The organism is Sutcliffiella halmapala, from assembly GCF_002019665.1.
In the GTDB taxonomy this organism is placed as follows: Bacteria; Bacillota; Bacilli; order Bacillales; family Bacillaceae_I; genus Sutcliffiella_A; species Sutcliffiella_A halmapala.
In genome coordinates this window covers 1,442,905-1,459,233 of sequence record NZ_KV917375.1, presented here as the reverse complement: position 1 = coordinate 1,459,233, position 16,329 = coordinate 1,442,905, and the positions used below count along the sequence as shown (strand labels likewise).

At 36.7% G+C, this 16,329-nt stretch carries 20 protein-coding genes; 4 read left to right on the top strand and 16 right to left on the bottom strand.

The genetic code is table 11. The annotated features are described in order from the left end of the window. The first annotated feature begins 146 nt into the window (after positions 1-146). Complete coding sequence (locus tag BK580_RS06970; RefSeq protein ID WP_078379633.1) at positions 147-281, top strand: YqzM family protein; 135 nt, start codon at positions 147-149, stop codon at positions 279-281. A gap of 130 nt (positions 282-411) precedes the next feature. Here BK580_RS06970 and BK580_RS06965 read toward each other — a convergent pair whose 3' ends face one another. The 3 genes from BK580_RS06965 to BK580_RS06955 all read right to left on the bottom strand — a co-directional run bounded on the left by BK580_RS06965 (position 412) and on the right by BK580_RS06955 (position 4,031). Then, complete coding sequence (locus BK580_RS06965) at positions 412-2,724, bottom strand: DNA internalization-related competence protein ComEC/Rec2 (RefSeq protein ID WP_078379632.1); 2,313 nt, start codon at positions 2,722-2,724, stop codon at positions 412-414. Positions 2,725-2,739: 15 nt separating this feature from the next. Continuing rightward, on the bottom strand, positions 2,740-3,309 hold the full coding sequence (locus tag BK580_RS06960) for a ComE operon protein 2 (protein ID WP_078379631.1): 570 nt from the start codon (positions 3,307-3,309) through the stop codon (positions 2,740-2,742). 62 nt (positions 3,310-3,371) lie between these two features. Then, on the bottom strand, positions 3,372-4,031 hold the full coding sequence (locus tag BK580_RS06955; RefSeq protein ID WP_078379630.1) for a helix-hairpin-helix domain-containing protein: 660 nt from the start codon (positions 4,029-4,031) through the stop codon (positions 3,372-3,374). An 82-nt stretch (positions 4,032-4,113) separates the two neighbouring features. On the opposite strand from BK580_RS06955, the gene comER reads away from it, so the two are divergent. Beyond that, positions 4,114-4,932, top strand: a complete 819-nt coding sequence (gene comER, locus BK580_RS06950) for a late competence protein ComER (protein ID WP_078379629.1) — start codon at positions 4,114-4,116, stop codon at positions 4,930-4,932. Positions 4,933-5,020: 88 nt separating this feature from the next. Here comER and BK580_RS06945 read toward each other — a convergent pair whose 3' ends face one another. Genes BK580_RS06945 through BK580_RS06910 form a run of 8 tightly spaced genes read right to left on the bottom strand, consistent with a single transcriptional unit; the run spans position 5,021 to position 10,057 of the window. Beyond that, positions 5,021-5,773 carry a class I SAM-dependent DNA methyltransferase gene (locus BK580_RS06945; protein ID WP_078379628.1) on the bottom strand — a complete coding sequence of 251 codons (753 nt, stop codon included), beginning with the start codon at positions 5,771-5,773 and terminating at the stop codon, positions 5,021-5,023. Further along, entirely contained in the window at positions 5,774-6,124 is a 351-nt protein-coding gene (rsfS, locus tag BK580_RS06940; protein WP_078379627.1) for a ribosome silencing factor, read from the bottom strand. Further along, positions 6,124-6,702: a bis(5'-nucleosyl)-tetraphosphatase (symmetrical) YqeK gene (gene yqeK, locus BK580_RS06935; RefSeq protein ID WP_078379626.1), complete on the bottom strand. Its 579-nt coding sequence runs from the start codon at positions 6,700-6,702 to the stop codon at positions 6,124-6,126. The genes rsfS and yqeK overlap by 1 nt, the downstream gene beginning before the upstream one ends. After that, the gene (locus tag BK580_RS06930; RefSeq protein ID WP_078379625.1) at positions 6,695-7,261 is read right to left on the bottom strand and encodes a nicotinate-nucleotide adenylyltransferase; all 567 of its coding nucleotides are present in this window, start codon (positions 7,259-7,261) and stop codon (positions 6,695-6,697) included. The genes yqeK and BK580_RS06930 overlap by 8 nt, the downstream gene beginning before the upstream one ends. An 18-nt stretch (positions 7,262-7,279) precedes the next feature. Beyond that, the gene (gene yhbY / locus BK580_RS06925) at positions 7,280-7,579 is read right to left on the bottom strand and encodes a ribosome assembly RNA-binding protein YhbY (protein ID WP_078379624.1); all 300 of its coding nucleotides are present in this window, start codon (positions 7,577-7,579) and stop codon (positions 7,280-7,282) included. Beyond that, entirely contained in the window at positions 7,573-8,409 is an 837-nt protein-coding gene (gene aroE / locus BK580_RS06920; RefSeq protein WP_078379623.1) for a shikimate dehydrogenase, read from the bottom strand. Before aroE ends, yhbY begins: the two co-directional genes overlap by 7 nt. Positions 8,410-8,432: 23 nt before the next feature. Further along, the gene (gene yqeH / locus BK580_RS06915) at positions 8,433-9,536 is read right to left on the bottom strand and encodes a ribosome biogenesis GTPase YqeH (protein WP_078382670.1); all 1,104 of its coding nucleotides are present in this window, start codon (positions 9,534-9,536) and stop codon (positions 8,433-8,435) included. A 5-nt stretch (positions 9,537-9,541) separates the two neighbouring features. Then, positions 9,542-10,057, bottom strand: coding sequence for a YqeG family HAD IIIA-type phosphatase (locus tag BK580_RS06910; protein WP_078379622.1), 516 nt, complete (start codon positions 10,055-10,057; stop codon positions 9,542-9,544). Between the two features lie 460 nt (positions 10,058-10,517). Between BK580_RS06910 and sda the strand changes: the two genes are divergently transcribed. Further along, the gene (gene sda / locus BK580_RS06905; protein ID WP_078379621.1) at positions 10,518-10,658 is read left to right on the top strand and encodes a sporulation histidine kinase inhibitor Sda; all 141 of its coding nucleotides are present in this window, start codon (positions 10,518-10,520) and stop codon (positions 10,656-10,658) included. An 83-nt stretch (positions 10,659-10,741) separates the two neighbouring features. Here sda and BK580_RS06900 read toward each other — a convergent pair whose 3' ends face one another. Further along, complete coding sequence (locus tag BK580_RS06900) at positions 10,742-11,524, bottom strand: phosphatidylserine decarboxylase (protein WP_078382669.1); 783 nt, start codon at positions 11,522-11,524, stop codon at positions 10,742-10,744. A 125-nt stretch (positions 11,525-11,649) separates the two neighbouring features. On the opposite strand from BK580_RS06900, the gene pssA reads away from it, so the two are divergent. Beyond that, positions 11,650-12,189, top strand: coding sequence for a CDP-diacylglycerol--serine O-phosphatidyltransferase (pssA, locus tag BK580_RS06895; protein ID WP_078379620.1), 540 nt, complete (start codon positions 11,650-11,652; stop codon positions 12,187-12,189). A gap of 125 nt (positions 12,190-12,314) precedes the next feature. On the opposite strand, the gene BK580_RS06890 is transcribed toward pssA, so the two are convergent. The 4 genes from BK580_RS06890 to BK580_RS24025 form a co-directional block, all read right to left on the bottom strand. Next, positions 12,315-14,087: a M3 family oligoendopeptidase gene (locus BK580_RS06890; protein ID WP_408055238.1), complete on the bottom strand. Its 1,773-nt coding sequence runs from the start codon at positions 14,085-14,087 to the stop codon at positions 12,315-12,317. A 784-nt stretch (positions 14,088-14,871) separates the two neighbouring features. After that, a complete protein-coding gene (gene sigK / locus BK580_RS06885; RefSeq protein ID WP_078379618.1) occupies positions 14,872-15,585 on the bottom strand; it encodes an RNA polymerase sporulation sigma factor SigK in 714 nt (237 codons plus the stop codon). A gap of 298 nt (positions 15,586-15,883) precedes the next feature. Continuing rightward, entirely contained in the window at positions 15,884-16,120 is a 237-nt protein-coding gene (locus BK580_RS06880) for a hypothetical protein (RefSeq protein WP_078379617.1), read from the bottom strand. Positions 16,121-16,146: 26 nt separating this feature from the next. Further along, positions 16,147-16,269, bottom strand: a complete 123-nt coding sequence (locus tag BK580_RS24025) for a hypothetical protein (protein WP_268877365.1) — start codon at positions 16,267-16,269, stop codon at positions 16,147-16,149. Between the last annotated feature and the right edge of the window lie 60 nt (positions 16,270-16,329).

Here is a 16,329-nt window from a genome sequence, read left to right as displayed (position 1 = left end):
ATTGAACACTTTTGGTGTAATACTATGTTCTCCTGTTATTTCCGAACTATTTGTGACAACTCTTGTCAAAGGTGGAAATGCAAATTTGTTAGGTAGATTTTTTTTTTCGAATAGCTTATACTATTGAGTGATAAGGAGGGATACTTATGAACGAATTTGAGAAAAGCGTCCAAAGTAAACGTAACGATGCAGTTGATTCTGGTGTCGGTTTTGTCGTATCCTTCGGCTTTTTCGCAACGATTTTCCTTATGGCAACCCTTATACAATACTTAGGATCTTAATTACGGGGATACATACCGTATTGATTCTTTTCCAATGCCCGTTGTGGAAAGAATGAGGATATCACTGAAAGCTTCGTCTTAAAAGAGACTGCAACTTAGGCAGTCTCTTTTTCATTTCTTCTAATGTATCCTATGGTAAAACAGTGGAAAACGTTCCTCCTCGAAGTGTGAAAGTATAGAGTATCGCTCCCTTTTGATCGGTACGATAAATTTTTACACCTATCTCTTCAAGCCTTTCTATCACTTCATCATGCGGATGACCAAAACGATTCTCTCTACCAGCTGATATAACAGCATATTCGGGATGAATCTGGTTTAAAAATGGAGCAATTGTTGACGATCTACTTCCATGGTGTGCAACTTTCAACACATCGACTTTTAAATGAGGGTATTTATTTATTAAATCTTTTTCCCCTCTCTCTTCGATATCCCCTGTAAAAAGCCAGGTCAGTCCACCCAATTCAGCATATAGAACGATTGAACCGTCATTTTTTGCATCATAGGCAAATGAGGGATGCAACAGATGAAAGCGCTGATTCTGAATTTCCCACCCCTTATAATCCATTACAACTGTAAGAGGAATTTTTTTATTTTCCAATTCCATTATAATTTCTTGTTCAAAATCTCCCTTTCCAAATCCATAAGGTACATATACTTCCTTTACTTTGATGTTTCTCAAAACACTCGGAACATTGCCGATATGGTCGTAATCTCCATGAGTTAATAGTAATTTATCTAATTTTCTAACACCCTCTGCTTTTAAAAAAGGAAGTAGGATTTTCTCCCCTCCATCAAATTCATTTTTCCTTTTTTTCCATTCTTCATCAGGAAATATAAACAACCCACCAGTATCGATTAAATATGTAGCCTTTTTATAAGGTAACTTAATAAAAATGGCTTCCCCTTGCCCTATATCAATTACTACCACTTTTCCTTTAGAATCAAAGTAACCGCTATTCCAATGAATAATACAACATAGAAAAAAACAAACAATGGCAGTATATAAGTTTCTTTTAACTAATACCTCTATTTGATAAAACAGAAAGACAATCGCTACCGCATAACTGGCGATTATCCAAATAGAAGGCTTCCCAAACATCATCGTTCCAAAAGGAAAGGTTGACACCCAGACAACGAAATCATTCAATAGACCTAATGGAATGCTTAATATCGGGATCAGAAAAGGAAGTAAAAAAGGTGCTAGAAACATACATAGGAATAGCACAAAGGAGTATGGTAGCACAAAGAGAGAAAAAAACGTGACCACAAGAAGATTTAGTAAGGGACTCCAAATAGATAGCTGATAAAAATTGTATAAAATAACAGGCAATGAAGCAATTTGTGCGATGAGGGAGACATAAAAAACTTGGAGTGTTTTATTTGTGATATTTCTAATTCTTTTAACAGAAAGCAACAAAGCTAAACTGACAAGAAAAGAAAGCTGAAAACCAATATGGAATAAATAGTAAGGGTCAATAAGCAAGATAAGTATGCACGCAATGCCTATGGCGTCTATCGATAAGAAACGCCTTTTCACTAACATATACAAAAGGACGATACCTGTCATTAACGCTGCTCTCATAACTGAAGGAGCACCTCCAGCTATAATTATATAAAAAGGAAGTAATGTGATGAGGATACCGTTCATGTATTGTCTTGTGACGCCTATTCGAATCCCGATTAAAAAAATCGCCGATGTGATTACACCAACATGAAGCCCAGAGATGGCCAAAATATGAATAACTCCTAGCAACTGATAAGAATCCAAAACCTCCTGTTCAATATAAGAGCGATCACCAAATATTAGCGAAATCATAAATCCTGCTACAGGTTGAGTGAAACGACCCTTAATAGTTTGAATTCCATTTTCACGGGATTGCTTTATCTGTTGTAGGAAGGTTTTGTTTGTAGGCGCATTACAGCCAACAGGTGGTTTTGTAAGGGTTAAGGTCCAATGAATTTGCTGATAATACAGGAATTTTTGATAGTCGAAGGCATGAGGATTAGTGGCAGAAGTTGGCTTTTGGAGAACACCAGTAAGTTGGCAAAGATCTCCTATTTGAAGTCCACTAAAGGAAGCAAGCTCATCTTGTTTGTCCATATAGTATTCGATGGGAAGCCTTTCTCCTTTTTCAGTTTTCACTTCAAAGGTAACCTTATTACCATCTATATTGATAGGTTCTACTAGTTGCGTATTAAAATGTTGGTCTGACGGGGAATGTTTTGAAAAGTTGAATGAATCTGTCACATTCATGTAGATACTGAACAAAATAGCTGAAAAAATAACGCTTATACTAAGCGGGATACTATTACTTTTAATGAATATCCAGTAAGCATAACAACAAAAGAGGAAGAGCAGTCCACCATGAAAGGATGAAGAGGTGACTGCTATTCCAAAGCAACAGGAAATGGCAATGTACGCGTAATACCCTGTTTTTCTCATAATTCCCCCTATCCCTTAAGCTTGTGTGGAAAAGAGATGGTTCGCTTCCTCATACCACTTTTTAATTTCCTCATTACTTGCGCCAGCTTCTTCTAACTTACTAATCAACCGTTGAATAAACGCTAATTTATCAGGATTATTTAGACTAACAGCCATATCTTTAAGTTCCACATATTCCACCTTTACACCTGATTGTTCAAACATTTCCAGTGCGTAAGGATGGTTTTTGTAATCCATCGCATAATATACCGATTTAATACCTGCTTGTATGATTGCTTTACAACAATGCAAACAAGGGAAATGAGTGACATATATTTCCGCTCCAGTTGTTGGGACACCGAACTTAGAACACTGGAGAAGTGCATTCATCTCTGCATGGATAGTTCTTACACAATGATTATCAATCACATAACAACCCTCGTCTACGCAATGGACGCCACCTGTAATGGACCCATTATAGCCGCCTGCAATAATCCGCTTGTCCCGAACAATGGTTGCCCCAACAGTTAGTCGCGTACATGTACTACGCAATGCTAGCAAATGACTTTGAGCCATAAAATACTGATCCCAAGATATTCTTTTCACAAAAACCCCTCCAACTTTCAACAATATCTCTAGTTTATCGACACATCTAACCCCGCGTCAATTTAATTTGAAGTAGTAATTTCATTTTTTATTTTTTCAAGTGACTTAGCACCAATCCCCGAAACATTTACAATCTCTTCGATTGATTTAAATAATCCATTTTCTGTTCGGTAAGTGACAATCGCTTTCGCTTTTGCTGGCCCAACACCAGAAATCTTGGTCAGTTCCTCTTCAGTCGCTGTATTTATATTTATTTTAGCACCATCAACGCTCTCTTTTTCATTGGTGCTGGTAACAGAATGGGTGAGTTGTGATTCATCGATTTCCTCCCCCTCTTCGGGAACATAGATCACCATTTCATCTACTAACAAGGAGGCTAAATTAACTTTTCGAGTATCCGCATTTTCTAAGAATCCACCGGCTTTCTCCACCGCATCTATCACCCTATTGTTACTTTGCAGCTCATAAACGCCCGGCATCTGAACGGCACCTTTAATATCAACCAAGATAAAGAATGGCTGCTCTTTTGTATTGGTTTCATCTTCTGTTTCAGCTTCGATTTCAGTTTCGGTCTCTCCAAATACTCCTTCTATTTCTAACGTTGCTTGAGGAAGGGTATTTTCTGATGACAGATGTTTGGACCAAAGGAACCCTAGAAACAGTATGAATCCGATTGTTCCAATTATAATTTTTGTTTTGTGAATATATATGATTTCTTTCATGCGATTTCACCTTCTATTCATATTACGGACAATAAAAACATATAGTGTATGAGAAACTTTTTGGAAGAAGGAGGGAAAGAAAATGAAAATTGGAATCATTGGGACAGGTAATATGGGGAAAGTACTAATCGAAGCATTTATCGAAGCAGGCGCAGTACCTCCTGAAAATTTAACGATAACAAATCGTTCAATAAAAAAGGCCTATATTATTCAACATACTTATGAAGAATTAGCGGTAAAAGCAACTGCGGAAGAAGTTGTCGCTGCTTCTGATATTATATTTCTTTGTGTGAAACCATTAGATATTCACCCCCTTTTAATGAAAATAGACCCTTTACTCACATCAAATAAATGTGTGATATCCATTACAAGTCCCGTATCAGTGGGACAGCTTCAGTCACTTGTATCCTGTCAGGTGGCACGAATTATTCCGAGCATCACAAACCGAGCACTAGCGGGAGTCACCCTTGTAACCTTTGGCGAGGATTTGCAAGAGGAGTATCAGGAATACTTAACACAGCTTTGTGAAAAGATCTCAACACCTATCGTCATAAATGAAAATGTGACGAGAGTGGCGTCAGATATTGTGAGCTGCGGACCGGCTTTTTTTAGCTATCTTTTGCAACGCTTTATAGATGGTGCGGTAAGTGAAACAGAAATTTCAAAAGAACAAGCAACCGCGTTAGCAAGTGAGATGATTGTCGGAATGGGGAAATTAATTGAAAAGAATTTCTATACATTACCTACATTACAAGAAAAGGTTTGTGTAAAGGGTGGTGTAACAGGAGAAGGCATAAAAGTATTAGAAAATGAGCTAGGTGATGTGTTTCATCATCTTATCCAAAAGACACATGAAAAGTTTGATGAGGATTTAAATGAGGTAAAAAAACAATTTCACTAAACATATTCGTTATAATCATCCAAAACCCTTTATTAATAATTATTTTTTCACATGAAAAGAGGTGCCCAACAAAGGACACCTCTTTTCATTATTTTTTCTGTGCCACAAAAAACACTCTTTCAGATTGATCTGCTAAGAAATCGACTGAAAAATCACCGGTAACAGATAGTAGCGTAAATCCAACTTCCTCCAGCCATTTTTTGTACACTTCCACACAGTGCGTCCGCTGATAATGAACTTCATCAAATCTTGAATAAAGTCCTGTATCCTCATTCAAGACAAAGAAACTCAACTCATGTTCCACACTGTTAGGCTCTTCACCCGGAAAGCAATTCCATATGTATGCTACGTCTTCCTCAGAATTCGTAAAGGTTGCATTCATAAATATTTGTGTCATTTTGAAAAGTGAATGAACATCGAATAGAATAATTCCATCATTATCAAGTTGATCATAAACAGCCTTAAAGGTTTGTTGAACTTCTTCTATTGTTCTTAAATAATTGAGCGAATCGCAAAATATCGTAATACAATCTGCTCCTGAAAAACCATCAAGCTCAGTCATATTTTGCTCATAATAAGGAATAGCCAGACCGGCTTTTGCTGATTTTTCATGTGCTACCGCAAGCATACTTTCTGACAAATCTACTCCAGCAACATTCCAACCTTCTTTTGCAAATCGGATGGCTAATTCACCTGTACCACAACCTACATCTACCACTGTATAGCTATCTTTCGTAGGGTGGTATTTTTCTTTCACCGTTTTTACAAAAGTGACCCATTGATCATAAGGAACGTCTTCCATTAAATGATCATAGATAAAGGCAAATTGTCCGTAAGCCATTTACGTTAGCTCTTTTAAAACGTCTTCTCTTGGAGCATCTCCCCATAGACGTTCTAGGTTATAATAGCCACGCTCATCTTTATGGAATACATGCGCAACTACATCACCTAAATCCACAAGAATCCAACGAGCCTCATCAAAGCCTTCCATTCTACGAACCTGCTGTCCATTTTCTTCTGCAACTTCTTTAATGGCGCGTGCAATAGCTTGAACTTGTTTGTCAGAGTTACCATGACAGATTAAAAAATAGTCTGATACAAGTGAAATCCCTTTCATATTCAAAGCTACTAGTTCTTCTGCTCTTTTGTCATCTGCTGCTTGAGCAGCTAGTTGTAATAATTCATTGGTCATTACGTTAACTTCCTTCCTCTTACTCTCATTGTCATATCATTATAAGCGTGAAAAGTGTCTGGGTATACTGGTTGATTTCGCGTTAACAAATAGGAAATCGTATTTTTCATCGCCTGTATTACTGCAATGTCTAAGCTTGTTTTCGCTGTTTCTCTTACTTGTTCCACGCCAGGAAAGTCACGACTTGGTTCAATATAGTCTGCAACATAGAGTACTTTATCTAATGGCGTCATATTTATTTTACCAGAAGTATGACATTTTATTGCCTCTAATACATCTTTATCAGTAAGCCCTACTTCCGTTTCCACTAAATACGCTCCAACAGGTGCATGCCATAATTCATCATGGTGTGCTAATAAATCTTGAGGCATACTTTGATCAAGGATGATACGGCGCATTTCTTCTTTATCTCGAAACTTAGCATAATCATGAAAAATCGCTGCAAGTACTGCTTTTTCTTCATCCACCTTATACAGCTGTGCCAACTGGATGCTTGTTTCCATCACACCTACAGTATGAAGATACCTACGTTCGGTTAATTGCTTTTGAACGATTCCTAGCGCTTTTTCTCTATTCATACAAGTTCTTCTCCTCTATAATACGCTGGACCTGCTCAGGAACTAAAAATTGAGCAGTCATTCCCTCTTTAACACGTTTTCTTATCATCGTCGAAGAAACATCAAATTGTGGTGTTTCAACCTCGATAATTGGAAAATTAGTGGTAATCGAATAACCTGGCCTTTTCACACCAATGAAATTCACTTGTTCCACTAATTCTTTTATTCTATGCCATTTTGGAAGGTATTCCACCATATCGGCGCCAATGATAAAATAAAATTCCGTATTCTTGTGTCGTTCTTTCAACAGGATAATGGTGTCATATGTATAAGAAGGGCCTTCTCTTTCGAGCTCAATCGTTTCCAAACGAAAAGACGGCTGATTTTGAATGGCAGCTTCTAGCATCTCAATTCGAAGTTCTGTATTAGTTAAAGACTTTAATTGTTTATGTGGAGGGATGTGATTAGGCATAAACCACACTTCATCTAACGACAAGGCGTATTGTACATCCTTTGCTATTAAAAGATGACCAAGATGAGGCGGATCAAATGTTCCACCCATGATGCCTATTTTTTTCATCATATTCCCCCCCTTTAGTTATCTAGATCTAGGTAGTTCCAATTGTTTGTTTTCTTTCGACTCTTTATAAAGAACGATTGTGTTTCCTATTACTTGAACAAGTTTTGCCTTTGTACCTTTTACTAGCTCTTGTGCTACCACTGTACGATCATCTTCACAGTTTTGTAAGATGCTAACCTTTAGCAACTCTCTAACCTCAAGTGCTTCGGAAATTTGTTTCGTCATATTATCATTGACGCCACCTTTACCTACTTGAAAGATAGGATCTAAATGATGAGCCTTAGAGCGTAAAAATCTTTTTTGTTTACCTGTTAACATGTTGTTCCTCCTAGTCGTTCTGTTACTATTTTTTCCATTCTATGCACATCAGGGACACGGTTTGTCCAATACTGAAACGCAAGAGCTGCTTGATACACAAACATTTGTACACCATTTTGTGTAATGGCACCTTTTAGTTTTGCTTGTTTTAATAAATCTGTTTCTAATGGATTATAAATGATATCACTTACAATCGCATTCTTTTTGAGTGTCGCTATTTGCACAGGACTATCTTCTATATGAGGGTGCATTCCAACAGATGTAGTTTGTACAATCACATCGTAGTTTGGCATATTCCCAACCACTTCGGCCATCGTTACTGCCCGACTAGTACCTTGTAATGAAAATTCTTCGATTAAATGTTGGGCTTTTTCTGGTGTTCGGTTAAAAATATCTACCTTCGCTCCAGGTTCCTTCACTAAAGAATATAGAATAGCTCTAGCAGCCCCACCCGCTCCAATGATAAGTATATGTTTATTTTCTGTTGCGGTAATCTGCTTTAATGCCGCTACATAGCCTGGACCATCGGTATTATAACCTGTCCATTTGCCATTCTCATTTACCACCGTATTAACGGCTCCAATCTTTAAGGCCGTATTGTCCACTTCGTCAAGTAAAGGGATAATGGCTTTTTTGTGTGGTATGGTTACATTAAAACCAGCTACACCTAAAGCTTTTAATCCAACTACCGCAGCCTCCAAGTCTTTAGGCAACACATGAAACGCATGATAATGAGCATCTATGCCTAATTGAAGAAAAGCATCATTATGAATGAGCGGAGACATGGAATGTTGAATAGGACTACCGATTACACCGTATAGCTTTTTCATAGTTCCCTATTCTCCTTTACTGATTAAATCAAGGACTTACGAATCATTACACCGACACCCTTTGGAACGTGAGCTACCACTTTTAAACCTGCTTCATTAAGCGTTATCCAACCAAGTCCCGAAAACACAATATCCGTTTTCTCTTCTTTAATGGTAAATTCATGTGCTGTTAGCTCTGGGAAAGTTTCTGCATACGCTTCTCCAGGTGGTTGTAAAAGTTCACCTAAATGCTCTTGATACATCCGATCCGCATTTTCGAGCTTAGTACGGTGAATATATAGGTTATTTGAAAAATAGCAAGTAAAGGAGTTTCTTCCACCTTTAACAAAATCAAATCTTGCTAAGCCACCAATAAATAGCGTTTGCTCCTCATTTAATTGAAAGACCATTGGCTTAATTTCTTTTTTCGGTGAAATAATCTTTAAATCTTTTTTATCAACAAAGTGAGCCATTTGATGACGGTTTATAATACCTGGTGTGTCAAATAGCGATGCGCCATTATCTAAAGGAATATCGATTAAGTCAAGCGTAGTTCCTGGAAATTGAGAAGTTGTAATAACATCCTTCTCTCCTGTAAACTCACGGATAATCCGATTAATAAAGGTTGATTTCCCAACATTTGTACACCCAACTACATATACATCTTTACCATTTCGATGTTCTTCAATAGCAGCAGCTAATTCTTTTACACCTGCACCTTTATCTGCACTAATCAAAAATACATCTTCTGGCTTTAATCCTAATTCCTTCGCTGCCTGTTTCATCCAATTAATCACTTTATTCGGTTTCACTGATTTAGGAAGTAAATCTACTTTATTCCCGACAAGCAGGATTTTGTTATTTCCTACAAATCGGTGCAAACCTGGCAACCAACTGCCATCGAAATCAAAAATGTCGACAATTTTGACCACTAATCCTTCAGAATGACCAATTGAATTCAAAATTTTGATAAAATCGTCATCTGTTAGTGAAACATCTTGAATTTCATTATAATTCTTCAGCCGAAAACATCTCTGACAAATAACCGTTTCTTTAGTCAGCGAAGAAGATGGAGCATATCCTAAACCAGACTTATCCTCGGTTTGAATCCCTACGCCACACCCTATACATACCACTTGTTCTTCCATATTCATTAATCCTCCCAAGAAATCATACCTTTTCGCTTCATCCATGTTAAAATTCTTCGCTCAACCTTGCGATTAAATTTTGTAACAAATCCGTCCGATTTCGCCACTGGTACTACTAAAATGGTATGTAGTCCCAGTCTATTACCACCTAATACGTCTGTTAACAGTTGATCTCCTACCACAACTACCTCTTGTGGAGCTATATTCATTTCACGTAGCGCTCTTCGAAAAGCACGCCTTAGAGGCTTTCGCGCTTCATAAATATATGGAATACCTAATGGATCGGAAAAGAATTTCACACGTTTTAACTTGTTATTAGAAACGATCGTAACGAAGATACCTGCTGCTTGCATCTCTTTAAACCACTCAATTAAATCGGGAGTAGCCTCAGGTCTGTCCCATTCTACTAACGTATTATCCAAATCGGTTATGATACCTTTTATTCCTTTTTCTTTTAGTGTTTCTGGCTTTATATCAAAAACACTCTTCACATGTTCTGCTGGTAAAAAATACTTTAGCACTCGGCTCACCCTCTATTTGATTCATTAATTTCATTTAAATGTTTTCCGAAACAAAATTACACTTTACCATCTTAACCAAATTCCTTCAAGGTTCCAAGTAAATTGTAGATAATAATAGTGTTTCACTAAGGTTTCTATATATAAATTATGCTTAAAAATAAATATTTTTCGACAATTCCAATTAGTTTAATCACTTGTGGATAACCTTATCTACACTATACATACTACTGCCTTTGGTTTATTGGTAATTATAAACAATATACTCACAAGTTATCCACTTCACCCTGTGGATAACAGAACGGTTGTTCTAAAAAACAATACATGTTAGAGTAATGTTACAAACTTACCTAAACTAAACAATATATGACCTTACTTGATGATATAGAACAGAAATCAAACATTTTGGAGTCGACTATACATATGGACCAACACTAGGAGGTGTAGGGCAGAGGCCAACCAGATGAGAAAACTTTCTGATGAATTATTACTTGAATCCTATTATAAAGCAACGGAATTAAAACTTAGCTCAGATTTCATCCAGTTAATTGAACACGAAATAAAGCGCCGTTCCTTAAGCTATAAAATAAAAGCTACATCCTAAAGAGCCAATATTTCGGCTCTTTTTTATTGCGATAAATTGTCGCTTCCTCGACTTAAAAACAAAAGAGAAGCTAGTTAACAACACTAGCTCAACCATTTTCCAATCTTTTGTCCAACTTTGACTTCCTGTTTTTCTTTGATAATTGGATCTAATTGGAAAGCATTCTTTTCAAACAGCAGAATGACAGTAGAACCAAAAGAAAAATATGCCATTTCCTCACCCTTACTAAGGGTACTAGTTGTATGCGTAAGCTCAATGCTATTAACAAACATAGCTCCAACCTTCACTAAAGCCACATGCTTTTTATTATGTTCAATTTCTGTTAACCTGCGGTAATTCTTTGCAAGTGGTTCTTTCCCATATTTTAATCCAAGTTGATTAACAGGATACGATTTACCACCTAATGTCCATTGCTTCGTAACTTCGCCTGAAATTGGGCTATGGATTTTATGATAATGACTAGGACTTAAATATAATACCATATAAGTACCGCCCATATATTTTGGCGCAATTTGTTCATCCGAAAGCATCTCTTCTATTGAATAATTAATTCCTTTCGCTCTCATCTGCAAATCGTTCGTAATAGAACCCATTTTCTCTACAACGGCATCTACCGGACTTACTACAGAATCTAGCTCTTGATTAATAGGCCGAACACTTGGCTTCAAACTTCGGATAAAAAACTGTTGCAGCGTTGGGAAGGTGTGAATTTCTTCCTGCATTTCTTCCGTATTAATTTTATAAACACTTGCAAATGACGGAATAAATCGTTTGCTCATTTTAGATGAAGCAAAGCGTTTAACAGCCATAGAAGAGTATTTATGATTAGTCAATTCAATCGATAATCTGTACAAATTTTTTAACAACATATATCCCTCCAAAGGACCAAAAATATCTTTACGAAGTCAATTTAAAAGCATAAAATAGGAGTAATTGTTAACAATAAGGAGTTACCTTTCCTTATTAATAGGAAGGAGTGAGCATACGGAAAATGATACTATCGGAAGTAGTAGATCATACGCTAAAAAAACTAAAATCCCAAACTGCTAACCTCTTCACCTTAACAAATTTAGGATTAGGCGGATTCGCTATTCTATATACGTTAAAAGGACAGTTAAGTTTAAGTTTACTTCTCATTTTCATTGCTGCTTTTGCAGATCGGTTTGATGGAATGGTAGCACGTAAATTCAACATAGAATCAGAACTCGGCAAACAACTGGACTCCATGAGTGATATTATATCATTTGGTGTTGCCCCTGCACTATTAATTTATCAAGGAATTTTATTTGAATACGGAATTTCCGGAATGTTCTTCACTATTTTGTATATCAGTTGCGGAGCTTTTCGATTAGCGAAATTTAACATTACGGAAAGTAATGGCTATTTTACTGGTCTTCCAATAACGGCCGCTGGCTGCTTTGTAACCTTAAGCTTTCTTGCCGAGCCCTACATCCCATCTCAAGTGTATATGTTTGTTCTATTGATTATGGCATTCTTAATGATTGGAACTTTCAAATTGAAGAAGATGTAACGTTAATATGTTCATAAATGTTTGTTTTTAGAAATTAAAGATACATATATTATTTATCTGTGTGATAATCAAAAGGAAACAAAAAAAAGGGCGATTCACGAATTTAAAGTGAATCGCCTTTTTTCTTATTTTGTTAGTTCTAAAAACTCTTCTACGTCTTCTAACGATTTTAAAACTGCTTGCTCCCAGAAATCGCGTTGCGTTAAGTCTACCCCTAAATGCTTCATTGCAAGGTCTTCCACCGTCATGGATGCTGTATCCTTTAACAGCGCAATATATTTCTCTTCATAGTTTGCCCCTTCTTCTAAGGCTTGGCTGTAAATTCCTAATGAGAATAAATAACCAAAGGTGTATGGGAAGTTATAAAATGGAACTTGGGTAATAAAGAAATGCATTTTAGATGCCCAGAATGTTGGATCATAATCATCTATAGCATCACAGTACGCTTCTTTTTGTGCCTCTATCATTAACTCGTTCAGCTTTTCTACACTTACTAATCCATTTTTTCGCTCTTCATAAAATCTTGTTTCAAATATGAAACGAGCGTGAATATTCATATAGAAAGCTACGCTACGTTGAATTTTATCCTCTAATAAAGAAATTTTTTCTTTTTCATCCTTTGCAAACTTAACTGCCGCGTCCGCAACAATCATTTCTGCAAAAGTAGACGCTGTTTCAGCTACATTACTTGCATAGAATCTATTTAATGTAGGTACTTCATGCATCGCATACTGATGGAAGGCATGTCCTAACTCATGCGCCAATGTAGAAACATTCGAAAGTGTTCCAGAATAAGTCATAAAAATACGGGACTGACCAGATACAGGGAAACTAGTACAGAAACCACCAGGACGTTTACCAGATCGATCTTCTGCTTCAATCCAGCGATCTTCAAATGCTTTCTTCGTAAACTCCGTAAGTGACGGGCCAAACTTTGAAAATTGTTCAATAATGAAGTCTGCACCTTCTTGATAGGATAGCTTTGTTTCTTCAGCCGATAATGGAGCAGATACATCATACATACTTAATTTTTCTAATCCAAGTAGTTCTGCTTTCCTTTTTAAGTATTTTGCAATCGTTCCTTTATGATCTGTGATAACTTGCCACATAGTGTCAAGCGTTTCTTGCTTCATTCGGTTATTGTCCAAAGGCTCCTTTAATACAGACTCCCAACCTCTTTGTTCATATACTTGTAATCGAAAACCAGCTAAATGATTGAGTGCAGCTGCAATTATATCTGCTTGTCCTTCCCAAGCTTCTTTCCATGCTTTTGCCACTGTTTTACGAACTTGACGATCGCCATTTGAGAACCTATTTTGAGCTTGTCCAACAGAAAGCTCCTTCACTTTCCCATCTTCCTCAACTGGAATCTTTATCGTCCCGACCAATGAGTTATATAATTTCCCCCATGCGTGATATCCATCTACAGCAAGAGAAGTAACGAGTTTTTCTTGATCGGCAGAAAGCTTATCATTCGCCCGTCGTCTACGTTCATTTAATACGTATTCTAATACTTTGAATTCTTCCTTTTCTAGTAGAGTTATCCATGATTCTTCATTAATTGACACTAGTTTGTTATCCAAAGAACCAAGTAAAACTTGTAATTTCGCATGAATTTGAGCTACTTGTCCCTGCAACTGCGATGCCTTTTTATCCGTAACATCAGCTGCAAGTAAACAATTTACAAATGCAGAGCTTTGTACAACCTTTTTTACTACTACCTCATAGTCTCTTAATACTTTTTCTAACTCAGACACCTCAAACGTTGCAATATGTTGTTCAAATGCTTTTAATTCCTCTTGAATCTCATTTATGTATGTAGCGAATGTTGCTGAGTCACTTCCTCCCTCAAAGAACACATCTAAGTCCCAAGTTTCTTCATAAGTTTTAGTAGTCACCTTCATATCCCCCTTTAATTTCATATGGTTTATTATAAAGTAAAAGTTATAATATTTCCATTATTCGAACTTATGGAGAAGCGAAATATTCGCGTCACGAATATTTCGTTTAGAGTAACAGTTAAAAAAAGCCTATGCTTAGGAAGCATAAGCCTATCTCACAAGATAATTCTTATAATAGTGCCCTCCACCGAGTAATAAGAGAATAAAGAGGACGACAACTATTCCATACAACCATCCTCCATAAAACCCACCTGGTCTATATGGTGGAGGACATGGCGGTGGACAACACGGCCCATAAGGATACCCGTACATACCAACACCTCCCTCTCCCAATAGGTATCTATACTACTAACATATGCAAGCTCCAAAAAAGAGACAGGGCAAAAGCGGAGAAAACCCAAAACTTTTATAACAAATATGTAACGATCGTGTAACGTGAATATTAAATTCCCAGCTTCATTTACGAACAATTTAACCTAAAGAGAGCCTTAATATATAAAGGATCTGTTAAACACCGCTGTTGATTTCCGCACTAGGCTTCGCTTATCCAGAGGGCGCTTGTGGAGCCTCCTCGGCTTTGCCTGTGGGGTCTCCACAAAACGCTATCTCTGAGCAAGGAGTCTTCGCCTTGTGCTCCAATCAACAGCTAGGTTATCTAAAAATCAGACTTAAACAGAATCAAACTAAAAAAATACGAACTAATGCAAAACTCTACATAGAATTTCGCATATTAGTTCATATTTTTCTTTATCAAATATTCTTTTGTCTTAGTATGTTTCTGTTAAGATTTTTTCTTCTCTTTTTCTGCTCGATAGAATTCGTGGAACATTTTCATCAGTGCTCGTTTTTCGATGCGGGAGACATAGCTTCTCGATATGCCAAGCTCTTTTGCAATTTCACGTTGTGTTTTTTCGTCTTTTAGATCAAGGCCAAAGCGTCCAACAATGACTTCTCGTTCTCGCTCATCAAGTACATCAATATATTCTTTTATTTTTTCTAATTCCATATTCAACTGGATGGTATCAATAACATCCTCAGATTCGGACTTTAACACATCAATTAAACTGATCTCATTACCCTCTTTATCTTGGCCGATTGGATCATGTAATGAAACGTCTTTTTTGGTCTTCTTTAATGCCCTTAAATGCATAAGTATTTCGTTTTCTATGCAGCGAGCGGCATAGGTCGCGAGTTTCGTTCCCTTACCTTGATGGAAGCTTTCGATAGCTTTTATTAACCCAATTGTTCCAATGGAGATTAAATCCTCAGAGTCCTCCCCAGTATTTTCGAATTTTTTAACGATATGTGCAACCAAACGTAGGTTATGTTCAATTAACATATTTCTTGCATGTTCATTGCCCTCCGCCATGAGCCCCAAATATTTTGCTTCATCTGCTGAAGATAATGGTTGTGGAAATGCGTTGTTTTTGACATAAGAAACTAGAAAGACAAGTTCTTTAATTAAGTAGCCTACCGATGCTAATATACTTGACACACTTTCACCTCCATAACAATGCTTAGGCAAGAGCCTAGTATTAATTCATATGTATAAGGAGTCCTAACCGTGCAAGTACACAACAAAAAATATTTTATAATTGCCTCGTTTTTTCTTTTTAGAGATTCCATTAATTTTTCTACCAATTCTTTCGAATAATGGTACAATTTGAATAAGAACTAGTGTTCACTGTTAATAAATAAAAATTGACTTTATTCTCTGCCTCCTGGCCTGAACCTGATTACCAAATACAAACACATTTCTAACAAAAAAAATCTTCCTATTTAAACAGGAAGACTTAGTACTGAATATAAGGTAGCTTTTTAAGCTTAGAAGGAATCGTTCCTCTGCCAACTTTAATGACGCTGTACTCTTGAAACAATGTTTCAAACCACTTTGAAACTTCAGCAAAAGTTTTATTTTTGTAATCTACAAGCTGGGCAACACGGTACCGTCTACGCTCTTTTTGTTCACGATCCACAACGATAAACCAAAAGCATGTAAGCTCTAAAGTGCTTGTACTTGTCAATGACATAGTAAAAACCCTCCTTTAGCTAGTAATTAATGTCTTGTTGGTAATTCAGTTGGTGTGAAATTCTCAGAAGCACTTGCAGATGAACCGAACACGTTAGCACCAAAAAGAGTAATGGAAACCACTAGAAAAGTAACAAGAAATTTTTTCATTTAAAATCTACCTCCAAAAGTTTTTTGTTTAAAAATCTTTAAATATTTAATAAACTATCT